The organism is Candidatus Reidiella endopervernicosa, assembly GCF_013343005.1.
Lineage (GTDB): Bacteria > Pseudomonadota > Gammaproteobacteria.
Map to the genome: position 1 here is coordinate 137,769 of NZ_CP054491.1, position 18,314 is coordinate 156,082.

The 18,314-nt window shown below is 57.1% G+C and carries 16 protein-coding genes; 3 read left to right on the forward strand and 13 right to left on the reverse strand.

Features of this window, described 5'->3' with window-relative positions; translation table 11 throughout:
• Complete coding sequence (gene ppk1, locus HUE57_RS00685; RefSeq protein ID WP_174672523.1) at positions 1 to 2,076, forward strand: polyphosphate kinase 1; 2,076 nt, start codon at positions 1 to 3, stop codon at positions 2,074 to 2,076.
• On the opposite strand, the gene HUE57_RS00690 is transcribed toward ppk1, so the two are convergent.
• From HUE57_RS00690 to folB, 12 genes are all read right to left on the reverse strand, one after another.
• Positions 2,073 to 3,602: a tryptophan halogenase family protein gene (locus HUE57_RS00690; protein WP_172840306.1), complete on the reverse strand. Its 1,530-nt coding sequence runs from the start codon at positions 3,600 to 3,602 to the stop codon at positions 2,073 to 2,075. The genes ppk1 and HUE57_RS00690 overlap by 4 nt on opposite strands.
• 58 nt (positions 3,603 to 3,660) lie before the next feature.
• Positions 3,661 to 4,641, reverse strand: coding sequence for a sulfite exporter TauE/SafE family protein (locus HUE57_RS00695; RefSeq protein WP_236725706.1), 981 nt, complete (start codon positions 4,639 to 4,641; stop codon positions 3,661 to 3,663).
• Between the two features lie 103 nt (positions 4,642 to 4,744).
• A complete protein-coding gene (ppx, locus tag HUE57_RS00700) occupies positions 4,745 to 6,256 on the reverse strand; it encodes an exopolyphosphatase (protein ID WP_320416253.1) in 1,512 nt (503 codons plus the stop codon).
• Positions 6,257 to 6,429: 173 nt separating this feature from the next.
• Complete coding sequence (phoU, locus tag HUE57_RS00705) at positions 6,430 to 7,155, reverse strand: phosphate signaling complex protein PhoU (protein WP_078484051.1); 726 nt, start codon at positions 7,153 to 7,155, stop codon at positions 6,430 to 6,432.
• Positions 7,156 to 7,169: 14 nt separating this feature from the next.
• A complete protein-coding gene (gene pstB, locus HUE57_RS00710; RefSeq protein WP_172840305.1) occupies positions 7,170 to 7,997 on the reverse strand; it encodes a phosphate ABC transporter ATP-binding protein PstB in 828 nt (275 codons plus the stop codon).
• Between the two features lie 14 nt (positions 7,998 to 8,011).
• On the reverse strand, positions 8,012 to 9,688 hold the full coding sequence (pstA, locus tag HUE57_RS00715; protein WP_078484049.1) for a phosphate ABC transporter permease PstA: 1,677 nt from the start codon (positions 9,686 to 9,688) through the stop codon (positions 8,012 to 8,014).
• 12 nt (positions 9,689 to 9,700) lie between these two features.
• Positions 9,701 to 11,956, reverse strand: coding sequence for an ABC transporter permease subunit (locus tag HUE57_RS00720; RefSeq protein WP_236725705.1), 2,256 nt, complete (start codon positions 11,954 to 11,956; stop codon positions 9,701 to 9,703).
• Between the two features lie 190 nt (positions 11,957 to 12,146).
• On the reverse strand, positions 12,147 to 13,124 hold the full coding sequence (locus tag HUE57_RS00725; RefSeq protein WP_078484048.1) for a PstS family phosphate ABC transporter substrate-binding protein: 978 nt from the start codon (positions 13,122 to 13,124) through the stop codon (positions 12,147 to 12,149).
• Between the two features lie 99 nt (positions 13,125 to 13,223).
• Positions 13,224 to 14,519, reverse strand: a complete 1,296-nt coding sequence (phoR, locus tag HUE57_RS00730; protein ID WP_135622274.1) for a phosphate regulon sensor histidine kinase PhoR — start codon at positions 14,517 to 14,519, stop codon at positions 13,224 to 13,226.
• Positions 14,520 to 14,570: 51 nt separating this feature from the next.
• On the reverse strand, positions 14,571 to 15,263 hold the full coding sequence (phoB, locus tag HUE57_RS00735; RefSeq protein ID WP_078484047.1) for a phosphate regulon transcriptional regulator PhoB: 693 nt from the start codon (positions 15,261 to 15,263) through the stop codon (positions 14,571 to 14,573).
• Positions 15,264 to 15,352: 89 nt separating this feature from the next.
• A complete protein-coding gene (gene folK, locus HUE57_RS00740; protein WP_078484046.1) occupies positions 15,353 to 15,847 on the reverse strand; it encodes a 2-amino-4-hydroxy-6-hydroxymethyldihydropteridine diphosphokinase in 495 nt (164 codons plus the stop codon).
• Position 15,848: 1 nt separating this feature from the next.
• Complete coding sequence (folB, locus tag HUE57_RS00745) at positions 15,849 to 16,205, reverse strand: dihydroneopterin aldolase (protein ID WP_078484045.1); 357 nt, start codon at positions 16,203 to 16,205, stop codon at positions 15,849 to 15,851.
• Positions 16,206 to 16,309: 104 nt separating this feature from the next.
• Between folB and plsY the strand changes: the two genes are divergently transcribed.
• Positions 16,310 to 16,909, forward strand: coding sequence for a glycerol-3-phosphate 1-O-acyltransferase PlsY (gene plsY, locus HUE57_RS00750; protein WP_078484044.1), 600 nt, complete (start codon positions 16,310 to 16,312; stop codon positions 16,907 to 16,909).
• Here plsY and tsaD read toward each other — a convergent pair.
• Positions 16,906 to 17,919 (reverse strand): tRNA (adenosine(37)-N6)-threonylcarbamoyltransferase complex transferase subunit TsaD, encoded by a 1,014-nt coding sequence (tsaD, locus tag HUE57_RS00755; protein ID WP_078484043.1) that lies wholly within the window; start codon positions 17,917 to 17,919, stop codon positions 16,906 to 16,908. The genes plsY and tsaD overlap by 4 nt on opposite strands.
• 150 nt (positions 17,920 to 18,069) lie before the next feature.
• On the opposite strand from tsaD, the gene rpsU reads away from it, so the two are divergent.
• The gene (gene rpsU / locus HUE57_RS00760; RefSeq protein ID WP_078484042.1) at positions 18,070 to 18,288 is read left to right on the forward strand and encodes a 30S ribosomal protein S21; all 219 of its coding nucleotides are present in this window, start codon (positions 18,070 to 18,072) and stop codon (positions 18,286 to 18,288) included.
• Positions 18,289 to 18,314: the final 26 nt, after the last annotated feature.

The window sequence follows — 18,314 nt, forward strand, 5'->3', positions numbered from 1 at the left end:
ATGGATACCATCGATCTCAACCAACCCGAACTCTATATCAACCGCGAACTGAGTCTGCTGGAGTTCAACCAGCGAGTCCTCGAGCAGGCGAAGGATGAGTCGATTCCGCTACTCGAACGCCTACGCTATCTCTGTATCTCCAGCACCAACCTCGATGAGTTCTTCGAGATCCGTGTTGCCGGCTTGAAACAGAAGGAGGAGTTCGGCTCCTTCAAGAGCGAACCCGACAACCTCTCCCCCCAGGATCAGCTCAGAGAGATCCAGAAGCGCACCAAACCGCTAATCGAGGAGCAGTATCGACTGCTCAACGAGGAGCTCTTTCCACTGCTGGAGAAGGAAGATATCCGCTTCATCCGTCGCGCCGACTGGAGTGAGGCGCAGGCGAAGTGGCTGCACAACTTCTTTGAGGAGTCGCTACTACCGGTACTCAGCCCGCTGGGTCTCGACCCGGCCCACCCCTTCCCGCACCTGCTCAACAAGAGCCTCAACTTCATCATCTCGTTGAAGGGGCGTGACGCCTTCGGCAGAACCGGTGCCTACGCTGTGGTGCAGGCGCCGCGCGCACTGCCGCGCCTGATCCAGCTGCCACCCGAGGATGAGGGGAATGGCGAGCACGACTACGTCTTCCTCTCCTCGGTCATCCACGCCTATGTCGATGCGCTCTTCCCCGGCATGAAGGTCACCGGCTGTTACCAGTTCCGCATCACCCGTAATAGCGACCTCTACGTCGATGATGAGGAGATCGACGATCTGATGCGTGCCGTCGAGGGCGAGCTCGCCTCACGCCGCAACGGTGCAGTGGTGCGTATCGAGATCGACCACAAGTGCCCGGAGGATCTACAGCGCTTCCTGCTCGAGACCTTCCAGCTGACCGAAGGCGACGCCTATCTGGCCAACGGCCCGGTCAACCTCAACCGTCTGATGTCGGTCTGCGATCTGGCCGATCGACCACACCTGACCTTCAAACCCTTCACCCCCAACCTGCCCGGCAAACTCAACAGCAACCCCGATCTCTTTAAGCTGCTAGGCAAACAGGATGTGCTGCTGCACCACCCCTACGAGTCGTTCCTGCCGATCGTCGATTTCCTCAAGCAGGCGGCGCTCGATCCCGAGGTGCTGGCGATCAAACAGACCCTCTATCGCACCGGCCCCAAATCTGCGGTGGTCGATGCATTGGTAGCGGCGGCACGCGCTGGCAAGGAGGTGACGGTGGTGATCGAGCTGCGCGCCCGTTTTGATGAGGCGGAGAATATCGCCCTGGCCAACCGCCTGCAGGCTGCTGGTGCCCACGTCGTATACGGCGTGGTCGGCTATAAGACCCACGCCAAGATGGTGCTGGTGATTCGCCGCGAGGGTAAGAAGCTACGCCGCTACGTGCATCTCGGCACCGGCAACTACCACCCTCGTACCGCTCGGCTCTATACCGACTACGGCCTGATGACCAGTAACAAGGATGTCGGTGAGGATGTGCAACAGATCTTCGGTCAGCTCACCAGTCTGGGACGGGTGATCAAGCTCAACAAGCTGCTCTCTTCACCCTTTACCCTGCACGATGCGATGATCGAAAAGATCGAGCGCGAAATCGAACACGCCAAGTCTGGAAAAGATGCACACATCATCATTAAGACCAACTCACTGACCGAGCCACAGAGTATTCGTGCGCTCTATCGCGCTTCAATGGCGGGAGTAAAAGTCGATCTGATCGTGCGTGGTGTCTGCCGTCTGCGTCCTGGCATCGAAGGGGTTTCGGAGAATATCCGCGTGCGTTCGATCATCGGTCGCTTCCTCGAACACACCCGTGTCTTCTACTTCCACAACGGCGATGAGCCGGAGGTCTTCTGCGCCAGCGCCGACTGGATGGATCGAAACTTCTTCCGCCGTGTCGAGACCTGCTTCCCGGTAATCGCCAAGGATCTTCGTGCGCGGGTCATCCACGAACTGGGTTACTACCTGAATGACAGCGCCCAGGCGTGGCTGCTCAATAGCGATGGCAGCTACCAGCGCGCTGTCCCCGAAGGGGATGATGAGCCGTTCAGCGCCCAGCGTACCCTGCTGGCAGAGCTGGGTGACAGTTAACCACCGTGCATATGCTTGAGCAGCTCGTAGTGTGAGGGGAGGTGTCGGCGCAGTTGACGCTTGGTCTCGGCCATCTTCTGCGAGTACTTCACCCAGTCGGGCTTGGCCAGGTACTTCTCGGTCGGGAACTGCACCCCCTCAAAATAGCCCTGCCCATTGAGCAGCGAGATGTAGTCCCAATGGTCGAAGAGGAACTTGCCCTCCACATCGTGGGCTGAGGGCATAAACTCCTTCCACAGTTCCAGATTCTCCTGCAGCAGCGGTGGGATATCGATATCGTTGCGCGCCGCCTGCCAGAACGGTTCGGGGCGGTTAGAGGTGTAGTAGGTCATGACGATGAAGTTGAGGATCTCGTCATACATACGATTCATCACCTGGTTGAAACGGTTGATGATCGGATCGGTAATACCCTTCTCCGGGAAGTAGGTGATCAGCATGCGCGCTGTCATCTCGATGGTGTAGATCGCCGAGGCCTCCAGCGGTTCGACAAATCCGGCCGCTAGACCGGTGGCGATACAGTTCTTCACCCAGGTGTTGCGCACCCGCCCGACCTTCATCTTGATCACCTGCGGCGTGACATCCTTCAGCTCAGGATCATTAATATGGGTCAACAGCTCATGTAGCGCCTCATCCTCAGACTTGAACTGGCTTGAGTAGACATAGCCGCTACCCATACGGCTATAGATCGGCACGTCGAAGATCCAGCCGGCACTCTTTGCCGTGGCGGTGGTGCAGGGTCGCATCTTTTCGATATCGCGATGCGGATGGGGGACCGGAATTGCCCGATCGCAGAGCAGATGGTTGCCAAACTCCTGGTAGGGCTCCTTCATGATCTGCTGCAGGATCAGCCCCTTGAAGCCGGTGCAGTCGATCACCAGCTTGACCGGCACCTTTCCCTTCTCTTTGAGATTGAGCGCAGTGATCCACCCCTTCTCATCGAGATCGGCATCGACAAAATCGTCAAGGATATGGACCACGCCACGCTTCTGCGCGATGTGCGCCATCTGTTTGGAGAAGGCGTGGGCATGCAGATGGTAGGTGTAGGGCATGACACTGTCGTAGTCGCCCTGGCCGATCTCCTTCGGACCCAGCGCGTTCTCTACCATCATCTGGGTGGGTAGCACGTTATCGACGTAGCTCTTGGCATCACCGTGCGGGCCAAATTTGTGATAGTAGTAGCTGCTCTCAAAACCGTTAATGTAACCGCCATTGTTAAACGGGTTGTAGAAGCTGCGATCATTGCCCTGTTTATCGACACTCCAGCCGACAAACTTTCCAGCACACTTGTAGGTTGCATCGGAGCGGCGCAGGAAGTCGCGCTCCTTGATACCGAGCTGGCGCAGCAGACGCGGGAAGCCGGTCACCGTTCCCTCACCGACTCCGATGGTCGGAATATTGGGCGACTCGATCAGCGTCACCTTCACCTTCGACTCACCCTTGTTGAGCATCGTCACCAGCGAGAGCGCCATCAACCACCCGGCAGCACCGCCGCCCACTATTGTTATGTCGTCGATGCGTTCATTCATATCGATCATCCCCATCTATACTGGAAAAACAGTGTTTTGAATACGTAGAATTCTCGTGCTACGACTCTTCCGGCCGATAGCGTTTTTCACGATACATCATCAAATAGAGCAAGGCGAACCCACCGCCGACCGAGAGGCTGACCCATAAAACATCACGGCTAAGCGGTATCAGCCAGAGCGATGTAACGAGTTCGATGGCGATCAGAAAGATCAGAAACCGTGCAATGGCATGACGGTCGAGCCGACTACAGACGATGGCACCGAGCGGTGCGCCAATGACTACCACCGGAATTGCCGCCAGCCACCACGACTGCACCTGAGGCGTGAAGGCATCGGTAAAACCGAGATGGAAGAGAAAACCAACCATCGAGTTAAAGGCCATCAGGATTACCGAGGTGGGAGTGGCTACCTTCTCACTCATGTGGAACAGCAGCACCATCACCGAGAAGGTGATGATATCGATACCGTTACCCACCAGTCCCGACATCACCCCGCCGATGAAACCGGCCAGCGCGATAATCCACTGCTCATTCTGTCCGGTCTGCGGCAAAGAGAGATGGGTCAGGCGAATACCTCGGTTAAACATGAAGAGGGTGATGGCAAAGCTGCTGACCAGGAAGGTAAAACTCATCTTCAGCACAGGCGGTGAGAGATCGGGTGCCAGCCAGCCTGCACCGAGCAGAATACCGGGCACACCGCCCAGTCCGGCCCAGCGGATCACGCGCCAATCGACCCGTACCCCCATGGCGATGATCACCACCGAGGCGGCCGTCATACCAACACTCTGAATCGCCAGCGAGAAGACCTTGGCATCCATCGGTGCGATCTGCAGCAGCTTGGTAAAGACGGGAAAGGCGATCGCCCCACCACCCTCGCTGGTAGCACCGGCGATAAACGAACCGAACACCATGGTCAGCGCCACCTGCCAGTTATTCATCACCAACGCAAAGGCGTCGAGGCCGCCATTGAGACCGAGCCAGATCAGCCAGACGACCCCAGCGGTAAGCAGATGAATAAGAAGGATGGAGCGTAGTGCCAAGGTGTTAATCCCTTTTTGTGTCGATGCATCCTAGCATGGCAGTCGGGTCTTCAATCCACCCCAACAGCAGGAGAATTTCCCACTGCAGATCATCTGACAACCACTATTCGAAACGGAGCGTGGCGCCGACCTGCTTCAGGTAACTGCACTCCTGTTTGAGATCGGCACTGGTCAGTGGATGGCGTTCGAGCCAACCCTCAGGAAAAGTGAGTATCAAGGTGTTCTCATCGCCCGTTTTCACACCGATCTCAGGCAGTTTCTGATCGCCTCTACTTCGGTGCAGTAGTACCGACACGCGTAGCAATATCGCCAGCCGTGTCAGCTTGTTGGCCCGTTTGGTGGGGAACGGTTTGAACAGGGTCGAGGGTATTTTGCGCCGGTGTGCTCGTACCAGCACCGAGAGCTGCAACTGGTTCTGATGAGAGAAACCGGGCATATCGGCGTGCTCGAGGATGTAGGCGCCGTGTTTATGGTACTGGTTATGCGCCAGATCGAGTCCGATCTCGTGCAGATGTGCCGCCCAACTCAGCAGCTGTCGATAACTGCTGTTCTTGAGCTTCCAGGCAGCGGCAACGTTATCGAGTAGCTGCTCAGAGAGCAGATCAACACGTGCCGCCTGTTCAACATCGGCACCGAAGCGCTGCATCAGATTCTGCACGGTGCGCTCACGCACATCCTCGTGGCTACTGCGCCCCTGCATGTCGTAGAGCAGCCCTTCGCGCAGTGCGCCCGAGGAGGGATACATACGCTTGATACCGAGGGTGCGGAAGGTGGCACGCAGAATCGTCAGCCCACCCATGAATACCGGTAGTCGCTCGGGTGCCAGCCCGGAGAGTTCCAGCTCATCGATATGACCCGCCTCGAGAGTCATATCGATGAGCTTATCGAGCGCCTTGAGGGTAATACCGTCATCGCTCAGCCCTTCACCCTGCACTACCTTGGCAATCGATTTGATCGAACCGGAGGCACCCACCGCTTCCTCCCAGCCGAGCTGGCGGAAACGTGAGACGTGGGGTTCGAGCTCCATCATCGCTGTCACCTCGGCATTGAGAATGCGCTGTGCGGTAATTCGACCATCGGCGAACCAGCCGCGGCTCATACTGACGCAGCCCATGTAGAGACTCTCGAGATGCAGTGGTTCAAAACTCTCACCGATAATCAGCTCGGTACTACCACCGCCGATATCCATCACCAGACGCCGCTTGGCATCACTCGGCATACTGTGAGAGACACCGAGGTAGATCAGGCGTGCCTCCTCAACACCGGAGATGATCTCGATCGGGTGGCCGAGCACACCATTCGCTTCTTCAAGGAAGGCGGCGCTCTCACGGGCGCTACGCAGGGTGTTGGTGCCGACTATGCGTACATGTTCGGGGGAGAGATCCTTGAGGCGCTGACCGAAGCGGGAGAGGCAGGCGAGCGCACGATCAGCGACCGCACGATCAAGATTACGTTGATCGTCGAGCCCCTCGGCGAGGCGCACCATTTCACGAAGTTTGTCGATGACGACCAGTTCACCCTCGCGGAGGCGGGCGACGATCATATGGAAACTGTTGGAGCCGAGATCGATGGCAGCCATCGATTCGGTGCTGTGTGCGTTCTCTTTCTCTGCCACGGTCAGCTACATTCTCAAACTCTACGGAGCCGCTACTGTAGCGTTTTGCACACCTGAGGTCACGGGCCGCAAGTGATCTGGATCGATTCTTAATTCCACTGAATCTGGGCCGCTTAATAGCACCATAAAACCGGGGCATCACTGATCCGCACTCTGCAAACAAAGCGGAGAGATCAGTGCTCGCTACGCGCCTCCTCCTCCATCTGCTCCAGACTGATGTGGCGCACATCCTTGCCCTTGACCAGATAGATCACGTACTCGCAGATGTTGCGGGCGTGGTCACCGACGCGCTCCAGCGCACGTGCCGACCAGAGCAGATCGAGAGAGACGGTAATATCGCGTGGATCTTCCATCATGAAGGTAATCAGCTGACGGGTGATCGCCTCATACTCCTTGTCGATACGCACATCCTGTTTGGCCACCTCGATGGCGGCCTCAACATCCATTCGGGCAAAGGAGTCGAGTGCCTCGTGTAGCATCTGCCGCACCTTGGTACCCATATGCACCAGATCAACATGTTTGGTCAGACTCTTATCGGCCTCGGTCAGCTGGATCGACATGCGGGCAATACGCTCGGCCTGATCACCGATACGTTCCAGATCGGTGATGGTCTTAATCACCGCCACGATCAGGCGCAGATCCGATGCCGCAGGCTGACGGCGGGCAAGGATCGTACTGCACTCCTCATCAAGCCCCACCTCCATCGCATTGACGTTCACATCACGCTTGATGACCAGATCAGCGAGTCCGGTATCGCCCTCATCGAGGGCCTTTATTGCATCACCAACCTGCTGCTCGACCAGACCGCCCATGTTGAGCACGCGGTTACGCACATCCTCCAGCTCATCGTTAAACTGCTGCGAGATATGTTGACCCATTCCTGAACTATTCTTTGCCATTGCCGTTCCCTCCCTCAGCCGTAACGACCCGTGATGTAGTCTTCAGTCTTCTTCTTGCCCGGATTGGTAAACAGCGTATTGGTGCTGCCGTACTCGATCAACTCCCCCATATACATAAAGGCCGTGTAGTCAGAGACACGTGCCGCCTGCTGCATATTGTGGGTAACGATCAAGATCGTATAACGATCCTTGAGCTCGTAGATCAGCTCCTCAATCTTCAGCGTCGAGATCGGATCGAGAGCCGAGGCGGGCTCATCGAGCAGCAGCACCTCAGGTTCGATGGCGATGGCACGGGCGATGACCAGACGCTGCTGCTGACCGCCAGAGAGGCCAAGCGCGTTATCCTGCAGCCGATCCTTCACCTCGCCCCACAGCGCCGCACCCTTGAGTGCCTTCTCCACCGTCTCGTCGAGCACGCGGCGATTCTTCTCACCCATCAGGCGCAGCCCATAGGCGACGTTCTCATAGATCGACTTGGGGAAGGGGTTGGGCTTCTGGAACACCATGCCGACACGACGACGCAGGCTCGAGACCTCGACCGACTTGGCGTAGATATCGTTTCCGTCGAGCAGGATCTCACCCTCGATCCGACAGCCGTCGACCAGATCATTCATGCGGTTAAAGCTGCGCAGCAGGGTCGACTTACCACAGCCCGAGGGGCCGATGAAGGCGGTGACGCGATTGCGAGGAACCTGCAGATTGATGCCGTGCAGCGCCTGGTTCTCACCGTAGAAGAGCTTGAGGTCTTTAACCTCGATGCTGATATCTTCATTCTCGAGACTCATCTTCTCGACACCGGCCTGATCGATATTGCCGATATCGACTGCGTGGGTCCTACTCATACCACTCTCCATTACTAATTCTCCAGCGCACGATACTTCTCGCGCAGGTGGTTACGTATCGCGATCGCCGCAAGATTCAGGGCGATGATGACCACCACCAGCAGCAGTGAGGTGGCGTAGACCAGCGGTCGCGCCGCCTCAACATTGGGACTCTGGAAACCAACATCGTAGATGTGGAAACCAAGATGCATAAATTTGCGTTCCAGGTGCAGGAAGGGGAAGTTGCCATCGAGTGGCAGGGTCGGCGCCAGCTTGACCACACCGACCAGCATCAGTGGTGCCACCTCACCGGCGGCGCGCGCCACCGCCAGGATCAGGCCGGTCATCATCGCCGGACTTGCCATCGGCAGTACCGTACGCCACAACGTCTCCGCCTTGGTCGCACCAAGTGCCAGCGAACCCTCACGGATCGAGCGTGGGATACGTGACAGCCCCTCCTCGGTCGCCACAATCACCACCGGCAGGGTGAGGATCGCCAAGGTCAGTGCTGCCCAGAAAATACCGGGGGTACCAAAGGTCGGGGCGGGCTGCGCCTCGGGGAAGAAGAGATCGTCGATGTTGCCACCGAGGAAGTAGACGAAGAAGCCGAGACCGAAGACACCGTAGACGATGGAAGGAACACCGGCGAGGTTGTTCACTGCGATTCGGATGGTACGAGTCATCGGCCCCTGCTTGGCGTATTCACGCAGGTAAACTGCCGCGATGACACCAAACGGGGTCACCACCACCGACATCAGAATCACCATCATCACGGTGCCGAAGATCGCCGGGAAGATACCGCCCTCGGTGTTCGCCTCGCGCGGCTCATCGCTGACAAACTCCCACAGCTTGGTAAAGTAGAAGCCGATTTTCTGCAGCAGAGACATCGCGTTCGGACGGTAGGCGCGCACCACTGTCGAGACCTTCATCTCGATCTGCTGACCACCACGCTCCTCGAGCACCAGACTATCGCGCTCAACCTGCCCATAGAGCTTGCCAAGCTGTTCGTTTAACACCTCGTAGCGCTGATCCAGCTTGGCGCGTTCCGCGCTCATTTCAGCAAGCGCCTCATCGGTCAACTTACCCTCCAGCTCCAGCCCTCGCTGCTTCAGGCGCAGACGCTCCAGCGCATAGTTGATCGCACCACTATCGTGCTTCTCAATCCCCCTGATCTGCTCATGCAGTGCCGTGGCATGCTCGATGCGCTCCTGCATCACCGTCCAAAGCGCCTCGCCCTCCGCCTCGACCGCCTTGCCGTCGATCTTCACACTGCGCAGATAGCCGTAGTAGTTGCCCCACTCGTGACGCTCCATCGCCAGCAGATCAGCCGGTGTCTCATCCCTGCTAACACCCGAGCTGACCAACCAGCGGAAATCGAAACCATCAACATCACGGTTACCAGTCTTGAGTAGATAGCGCTCAACTGTCTCAATCGAGGTGTCGACCGGATAGCCGGTCTCACGCACGGTGGACGCCAGTACGCTTTCGATCTCGACGACCTCACCGATCACTCGCACCTGCTTACCATCCGACTCCTGGTAAGCCATCTCATGGATTGATGCTGGCCAGTAGTGGCCCAGACCTCGAATTGCGATCAGGATTAGCAGACCGACGACCATAATCATGCTGGCGGCCACCGCCGCAGCGGTCATCCAGACCCAGGGATCACCGCTCTTCCACCAGTTTTTAAGATGCGAACCCGTTGAGTGCATAGCATCGGCCCCTTACAGGTTGCTGTACTTGCGGCGCAGGCGCTGACGCACCAGCTCGGCAATCGTGTTGAAGACAAAGGTGAACATGAACAGCACCAACGCGGCGAGGAACAGCACCCGGTAGTGGGTGCTGTGCACCTCAGATTCGGGCATCTCCACCGCAATATTGGCCGAGAGGGTACGCATGCCCTGGAAGATACTGAAGTCCATCACCGGCGTATTACCGGTGGCCATCAGTACGATCATCGTCTCGCCCACGGCACGACCGAGGCCGATCATTACCGCCGAGAAGATACCGGGGCTGGCGGTGAGAATAACAACGCGAATCATCGTCTGCCACGGTGTAGCACCCAGCGCCAGTGAACCGAAGGTGAGGTGTTTGGGCACGCTGAAGATCGCATCCTCGGCGATCGAGAATATGGTCGGGATTACGGCAAAGCCCATCGCCAGACCGACCACCACCGAGTTACGTTGATCGAAGGGAATACCCAGCTCACTGCCGATCCAGCTGCTCATGCTGCCGCCGAAAAGGGCAACCTCCATCCAGCCACCGATGACAAAGGATAGCCAGGCCCAGAAGATCACCACCGGCATCAACAGAGCCGCCTGCCAACCCTCAGGCACACTCTGACGAATAGCGGCCGGCAGTCGACTCCAGAGGTAGGAGGCGAGAAAGATACCCAACGGCATCATCACCAGAAACAGCGCAATACTGGCCAGACTCTCCTCGATCGCAGGGGCCAGCCACAGACCAGCGAGGAAGCCGATGATCACAGTCGGCAGTGCCTCCATGATCTCAATACCCGGCTTGACCAGCTTGCGCATGCCTGGCGCCATAAAATAGGCGGTATAGACGGCACCGAAGATCGCCAGTGGCACCGCAAAGATCATTGCGTAGAAGGCCGCCTTCAGGGTACCGAAGGAGATCGGGGTGAGGCTGAACTTGGGCTCGAAATCGTTACTCGCCGAAGAGGATTGCCAGATATGTTTCGGCTCCTCATAGCTCTCGTACCAGACCTTACCCCACAGTGACGACCAGGAGATCTCGGGGTGCTCGTTGTGCACCACCGTAAAATGGAGTTGTTCACCTGACTGCGCTATCAAGGCGTTACCACGTGGTGAGAAGGCGAGACGGCTGATCGGTTGATCGGTGATCTCGGCCACCAACAGACGGCGCTCAGCAGTGGTGTGGAAGATACCCACCCGACCGGTTGAATCGGCAGCAGCAAAGCCCTTACGACGACTCTCCGGTGCGATCACCTCAACCGGTGCACTGCCCAGCTGGAAGCTGCGAATCTGGGTAAGCACGCGGTTGTTCTGTGCATCACGCACCGGGAACCACTGGCTGATGGCACCGTTACTGCTGCCAACCAGTAGTGAGATGCTGCCGGTTAGGAAACGCAGCGCACTGATCTGCTCCCCGGCGGGTACTACATGGGTCTGCTGCAGTAGCTGTGGACTCTCGGCATCGCTGACATCGTAGAAGCCGACCTCACCCTTGCGACTGGCCGCATAGACGATACGCAGATCCTTATCGATCAGCAGATAGTCAACCGGATCGGCAATCGCCGGCATCTCACTGCTCTCACCACTCCAGCTCAGCTCATCATCTAGCATCGACTCCTCGGCCTCGAGCAGCTTGAAGAGCATCTCTCCTTGTTGGGTAGTGGCGACAAATGCAGCGCTCTCCTCCTCCAGATGCATCGCAACCTGGCTCAACGCAGCACCACTCGGTGCAAGCTCAATCGGTGCCTCACCCATCGGGAATTCAATCTTTGGCGTGATGGTTCTCGTGCCCTCGGGGAAGGTGATGCGGAAGGTGTGTTTGACCACCACCACCGTACCGTCGTCGAGACCAAAGAGGACCATCCCGGTCGCCTCATCGGCAGCACTAAAGGCGGTAACACGTCGATCACTGGGGATCAGATCGACCACCTTACCCGCCTTGCCATCTGCCACACTGAAAAAGCGCGCCTCTCCCTGCTCGGTGTAACGAACGCCCTGCTCATTCAGCTCTTCAACCGCTAGATGAAGGGTTCGCATCTCACTTTGGTGGGCACCGGGAACAGTGTAGTGAACCGGCTCTTCAACCTCGGCGGAATAGAAGAGTGGCACCACTTCATAAAACAGATAGAAGGCGATTAGCAGAATCGCGACAATGACGCTGATACCGCCAAATCCGACGAAATTACGCGCCAGACGATCCTTAAACAGTCGCCAGTTATCGCGCGAGTTAATGTCTGTTTGATGTGGGAGTGATTTCGACATGGCGGCATGTTAATCGCTCAATATGACGATTTTGTTACACCTTTATTACGGTCTTATTTCTCGATTGATTGCAGTTTCCACAACGATCTCACCCACAACGGTGAGATCCGGCGACCACGCACAAAAAAGCCCCGCCAAAGCGGGGCTTTTTAACACCATCCCTGGTGATTAGATCCTGACTACGCAGAACTTAGTTCAGCTTGGCCAGCTCCTGCTCAACAACCCTGGCAGGCAACGGGATGTAGCCATCCTTCACAACAACCTGCTGCCCCTGCTTGGAGAGCACCAGCTTGATGAACTCACGGGTGATTGGATTAACCGGCTTGTTGGGGTGTTTGTTGACGTAGACGTAGAGAAAACGTGACAGCGGATAGGTTCCGGCTACCGCCGTCTCTGGTGTAGCTTCAATGAAGGGCTTGCCGGGTTTCTTGGTCAGAGGCACGGCACGCACACCCGAGGTCTTGTAACCGATACCTGAGTAACCGATACCGTTGATAGAGCTGGTTATAGACTGAACCACTGAGGCTGAACCGGGCTGCTCGTTCACGGTGCTCTTGAAGTCACCCTTACAGAGCGCCTTCTTCTTGAAGTAGCCGTAGGTGCCCGATACGGAGTTGCGACCGTAGAGCTGAACAGTTCGACCCTTCCATGCACCCGTAAGGCCGGTATCGCCCCACTTGGCGATATCAGTATCGCCACCGCACTTGCGGTTGAATGAGAAGATCGCATCGACCTGAGGAATGGTCAGACCCTTGATGGGGTTGTCCTTGTGCACGTAGACGGCCAGCGCATCAATTGCAACGCGGATCGGGGTCGGCTTGTAGCCGTGCTTCTTCTCAAATGCCTCGAGCTCCTTGCTCTTCATTTTGCGGCTCATTGGGCCCAGGTTTGAGGTTCCCTCAGTCAGTGCAGGTGGCGCAGTCGAAGAGCCTGCCGCCTGGATCTGGATGTTGACGCTGGGGTAGGCACGTTTGTAATCCTCGGCCCACAGGGTCATCAGGTTGGCCAGGGTGTCTGAACCGACACTAGAGAGATTGCCTGAGACACCGCTTGCCTTGGTATATGCAGGGATGGATGAGTCGACCTTGGCACCAGCCAGGGCGCTACCGGCAAACAACGCAGCTGAGAGCGCGACACCAGCGATATTGAGGGTCTTGAGAGAATTCATTAAGGCACTACTCCTAATCAGTTAATTACTGAGACGAATAGTGACCAATAAAGATGACAGAATTATGAAACCGCCGTGAAGGCTTTGTTACAGAATCGCTTATGAGCTCTCACTGAGAGATATCCGCTCGAGCGGGAAGTCACAGTTAAAGCGACTCCCCTTACCGAAGGTACTCTCGATATGCAGGTCGGCGGCGTGGCGGTTCAAGACATGTTTAACGATCGCCAGTCCAAGGCCGGTACCACCACTATCGCGCGAACGTCCCATGTCGACACGATAGAAACGCTCAGTCAGACGTGAGATATATTCGCGCGGGATACCGACACCATCATCCTTAATCTCAAAGTGCGCCCCCTCATGGTCACCGAACCATTCAATCTCAATCTTCCCCCCTTCGGGCGTGTATTTGACCGCGTTGATCACCAGATTGGTAAAGGCGCTACGCAGCTCACCCAGATCACCCTGAAGCGTTACTGTCGGATCAGCATGCAGATTAATCGTGTGCTGGCCACCGCTCATCGCCTCCGCTTCATCCTTAATACCCTCGAGCATCTGCGCCACATCGACCGCCTGCTGCGTGGCACTCTCAGGCTCATTCTCCAGTCGCGAAAGGAATAGCAGGTCATTTACGATTAACTGCATTCGTGATGACTGCTCGCGCATGCGGTTTATCGGCCGCTCCATCTCGGCCATGCAGACCTCGTTATCCTCGAGCGCCTCGAGATAGCCGTTTATTACCGTCAGCGGGGTACGCAGCTCATGCGACATATTGGCAACAAAATCACGCCGCATCTGCTCCAGATGCTGGATGCGGGTCACATCACGAACCACCAGTAGGCGCTGATTCTTGGCATAGGGAACCACACGAATGCGCAGCGTTTTGCTGGCATCGACTGGAGAGGCCATCTGCAACGTTTCACTATAGTTGCCACTGGCCATGTAGTGGGTGAAGTAAGGGTAGCGCACCAGATTATCGATACGCTGACCGGCATCGCGTTTGTGCAGTCCGAGTAGTCGTTTAGCAGCGGCATTGAACCACTCAATCTCGCCCTGTTCCGCAGTGATCACCATCGCATCGGGCATCGCTGCGGTGGTCTCCTGAAAGCGTTTGAAGAGCTTCTTCATCTTGCGACGATTGCGACGATCTCGCTGACGCATGCGGTGTAGATCGTTAAACAGCTCGCCCCAGATGCCATCGCCCTCAGGGGGTTCACTGCTTCCACCCTGCCTAAACCACCTCTCAAGCTGATACAGGTGACGAAGATGCCAGACCAGATAACCCGACACAGTGAGCAGTAGCAGCATGAGCGTTTCGCCCGTCAACAGCCCCAGCAGCAGCATCACAACGATCACTGCAACCAGACGCCAGATCTCCTCCGCCCATCGGTTTGCCAAGATTACACCTTAGGCCGGATAAGGGGATCAACGCTGGGAATTCGCATGGTGTTAACCGGCCTTATTTGAGAAGCGGTAACCCGAACCGCGCACGGTCTGAATCAGACGATCATAACCACCGGGCTCGAGCACCTTACGCAGACGACGGATATGGACATCGACGGTGCGCTCTTCGATGTAGACGTTGCCACCCCAGACCCGATCAAGCAGCTGACTGCGACTATAGACACGCTCGGGGTGGGACATAAAGAAGTGCAGCAGTCGATATTCGGTTGGTCCCAGGGTGAGCGGAGCCGCATTGACTGAGACTCGTTGCGCCACTGGATCGAGTTCAAGCCCATCAACCACGATCAGCGCCTCATCCTCGTGGGTACCGACACGGCGCAGTACCGCCTTGATACGTGCCAGCAGTTCGCGGGTCGAGAAGGGTTTGGTTACATAGTCATCGGCACCGGATTCGAGGCCACTGACCTTATCCTCCTCCTCGCCACGTGCGGTTAGCAGAATGATCGGTAACTCACGGGTTGCATCGTCGCGCTTGAGACGACGCGACATCTCGATGCCACTCATACCCGGCATCATCCAGTCGAGCAGCACCAGATCGGGCATCCGGTCGGCGATCATCGCCACCGCCTGCTCCGCATCACCCGCCTCACTGCACTCGTATCCATTACGAATCAATGTGTCGGCAACCATTTCACGAATCGCCGTCTCATCTTCAACTACCAATATATGTTTGATCACGCCTGTCGCCACTCTGTTAATACATTGACCATTGCAGCAGAGAAATATTACAACTCAATGACAACGAGTGGTGGAACTGACATGGGAGATCAACCAGAGAACTCGAAGTCGACCGGCCAGAGACGCTGCCCCTGATCGCCAAAGGCGGTCCAGAGATCGGCATATCGCTGCTTACTAACCGGATGACGCAGATCGGGGGCGATCTCGGAGAGCGGTAGCAGGACAAATGCGTAGTCGTTGATCTCGCCGCGTGGAAGCTGCATGCCCGGCTCATTAACAACCAGATCGTCATAGAGCAGCAGATCGAGATCGAGGGTACGCGGCGCGAAACGTTTTGAGCCACGCAGTCGACCCTGCTCCTGCTCAATACGATCGAGGGTCTCAGCCACCGCCTCTACCGTCATATCGGTATCAAAGCCGACCACCGAGTTGTAGAAGAGGTCTCCCTCGAAGCCGACCGCCTCACTCTCGTAGACCCTGGAGAGGGTCAGCTCACCAAAGCAGCGCGCCATCTCGCTGACGGCGGCACGAATACGCTGCTCTCGTTCAATGTTGCTACCGAGACTGACAAAGACGCGCGCCATTTCAGTCGCGACTACCACGTTCAATGATGATGCCGACACCCGCAGCGCCACGCACCGCACCCACCTTATTCAGTGTGACCCGCACCCACGGCACACCAAACTCTTCTCGAACGATCTCCGATACACGCTCGGCAAGCGTCTCAACCAGATTGAATTCGCTCTCGCCGACAAACTGGATCAGGTGTTTGGCGACACTTTTATAGTCGAGCGTATCTTTGATGTCATCGCTCGCCGCAGCGCGGCGTATATCGGCGCCCATCTCAATATCGAAGCTGACGGTCTGCTTGATGCGCCGCTCCCAATCGTAGATGCCGATGACGGTGTCGATGCGCAGGTCGCGCAGGAAGATGGTATCCATATAAATTGTTGTCTGACCCTCAAAACCAGCTGTGATGGTAAAGCAGCCTCTACTAAATAACCAACCGCTTGACCCACATCGACGCAGCGTTTCCAATAGCCGCCATGAATATTGAACTCCACCAGCTCTTCATCCCGCTCGCCTACCTGCTCGGCTCACTCTCCAGCGCCATTATCGTCTGCAAGGTGATGGGGCTACCCGATCCACGTACCGAGGGTTCCAACAACCCTGGCGCCACCAATGTGCTGCGTATCGGTGGCAAAAAGGCGGCGGCAATCACCTTGGTAGGAGACATGTTGAAGGGTTTGATTCCGGTGCTGGCAGCCAATCTATATGGTGTCGAAGCACTGGTTCTGGCGCTCACCGCGCTGGCGGCCTTTCTTGGCCACCTCTACCCAATCTTCTTTGGGTTCAAGGGTGGAAAGGGTGTAGCCACCGCACTGGGTGTGCTGATCGGCATTCACTGGATGGTCGGTGGGCTGACCATTCTCACCTGGCTGGTGATGGCGAAGTTGTTTCGCATCTCCTCACTCTCGGCACTGATCGCCACCCTGCTGGCACCCGGCTACATCTACTGGCTGCTCGGCTCACTCGAGCTGACCATCGCCAGTGGCGTGATGACGGCGATCCTATTTTGGCGTCATCGCAGCAACATTCAGAACCTGCTCAACGGCACCGAATCGAAGATCGGCAAGAAGGACTAAACCGCGCTCAGCTCATCCATCGGCCAGCGTGGCGTTGCGCCGATTGCGGCGGGCTCGTGCTCACCAGCCATCAGTCGCTGACACCCCGCGTAGGCGATCATCGCACCGTTATCGGTACAGAACTCGGTGCGCGGATAGAAGATCTGCGCACCCTCCTCCTCAGCCAGCTCGGCCAGACGGGCACGTAGTGCCTTGTTGGCACTCACACCACCGGCCATCACCAGGCGTGGAATACCAGTTTGGCGCAGGGCGCGACGGCATTTGATAGCGAAGGTATCGACCACTGCATCCTGAAAGGAACGTGATATATCGGCCTGGGTCTGCGTATCGATGCCATTTTTCTGTGCGGTATTGAGGGCGAAGGTCTTGAGGCCACTAAAACTGAAGTCTAGCCCTGGGCGATCGGTCATCGGACGCGGGAACCTGAAGCGTGTCGGGTCACCCCGCTCGGCACACTGTGCCAGCACAGGACCACCGGGGTAGCCGAGCCCAAGCAGCTTGGCGGTTTTATCAAACGCCTCACCGGCGGCATCGTCGAGTGTTTCACCGAGCAGTTTGTAGCGCCCCACCCCATCCACCTCAAACAGCTGTGAGTGGCCGCCTGAGACCAGTAGCGCCAGAAACGGGAAGGCGGGCTGTTCGGCCTCAAGCATCGGCGCCAGCAGGTGCCCCTCCATATGGTGCACTCCCACCGCCGGCACACCGAGACTCCAGGCGATGCTGCGCCCCACCGAGGCGCCGACCAGCAGCGCACCGACTAGCCCGGGACCCGCTGTGTAGGCGACACCCTCAATATCGGCGCGGGTGAGTTCACACTGACTGAGCAACGATTCGAGTAGCGGCAGCAGCTTGCGCACATGGTCGCGTGAAGCGAGTTCTGGTACCACACCGCCGTACTCGGCGTGCATCTCCACCTGACTGTAGAGCTGATGACCGAGCAGTCCTCGCGCAGAGCAGTAGAGCGCCACACCCGTCTCATCACAGGAGGTTTCGATACCAAGCACTATCATTTGCACGCCTTTGGACTACGGTTAGTTGATCGGAGAAGGGTGATTTTGCCATAAGCGGGGAAGATGTGTAGAATTCGCTCTCTTTCGCCGTGCCGGGTGGCGCGGATGATTTATATTCAACCGATATATTTAAGGATTAGGTGTTAACCGATGCCAAACGTTCGTGTAAGAGAAAACGAGCCCTTTGAAGTTGCCATGCGTCGCTTCAAGCGCAGCTGTGAAAAAGCTGGAATCCTCTCTGAGGTCCGCAGCCGCGAGTACTATGAGAAGCCCACCCAGGAGCGTAAGCGCAAGAAGGCTGCTGCTGTTAAGCGCCACATGAAGCGCTCTTTCAAAGAGAACGCACTGCGCCGTCCTCGCCTCTACTGATCCCTCCGACTCCCCGTACCGCAAGT

Excerpts from the sequence above, each read along its gene's own strand:
- ppk1 (WP_174672523.1), top strand. The coding sequence starts at position 1 with ATGGATACCATCGATCTCAACCAACCCGAACTCTATATCAACCGCGAA.
- HUE57_RS00690 (WP_172840306.1), bottom strand. The coding sequence starts at position 3,602 with ATGAATGAACGCATCGACGACATAACAATAGTGGGCGGCGGTGCTGCC.
- phoU (WP_078484051.1), bottom strand. The coding sequence starts at position 7,155 with ATGGCAAAGAATAGTTCAGGAATGGGTCAACATATCTCGCAGCAGTTT.
- pstB (WP_172840305.1), bottom strand. The coding sequence starts at position 7,997 with ATGAGTAGGACCCACGCAGTCGATATCGGCAATATCGATCAGGCCGGT.
- pstA (WP_078484049.1), bottom strand. The coding sequence starts at position 9,688 with ATGCACTCAACGGGTTCGCATCTTAAAAACTGGTGGAAGAGCGGTGAT.
- HUE57_RS00720 (WP_236725705.1), bottom strand. The coding sequence starts at position 11,956 with ATGTCGAAATCACTCCCACATCAAACAGACATTAACTCGCGCGATAAC.
- HUE57_RS00725 (WP_078484048.1), bottom strand. The coding sequence starts at position 13,124 with ATGAATTCTCTCAAGACCCTCAATATCGCTGGTGTCGCGCTCTCAGCT.
- folK (WP_078484046.1), bottom strand. The coding sequence starts at position 15,847 with ATGGCGCGCGTCTTTGTCAGTCTCGGTAGCAACATTGAACGAGAGCAG.
- folB (WP_078484045.1), bottom strand. The coding sequence starts at position 16,205 with ATGGATACCATCTTCCTGCGCGACCTGCGCATCGACACCGTCATCGGC.
- plsY (WP_078484044.1), top strand. The coding sequence starts at position 16,310 with ATGAATATTGAACTCCACCAGCTCTTCATCCCGCTCGCCTACCTGCTC.
- tsaD (WP_078484043.1), bottom strand. The coding sequence starts at position 17,919 with ATGATAGTGCTTGGTATCGAAACCTCCTGTGATGAGACGGGTGTGGCG.
- rpsU (WP_078484042.1), top strand. The coding sequence starts at position 18,070 with ATGCCAAACGTTCGTGTAAGAGAAAACGAGCCCTTTGAAGTTGCCATG.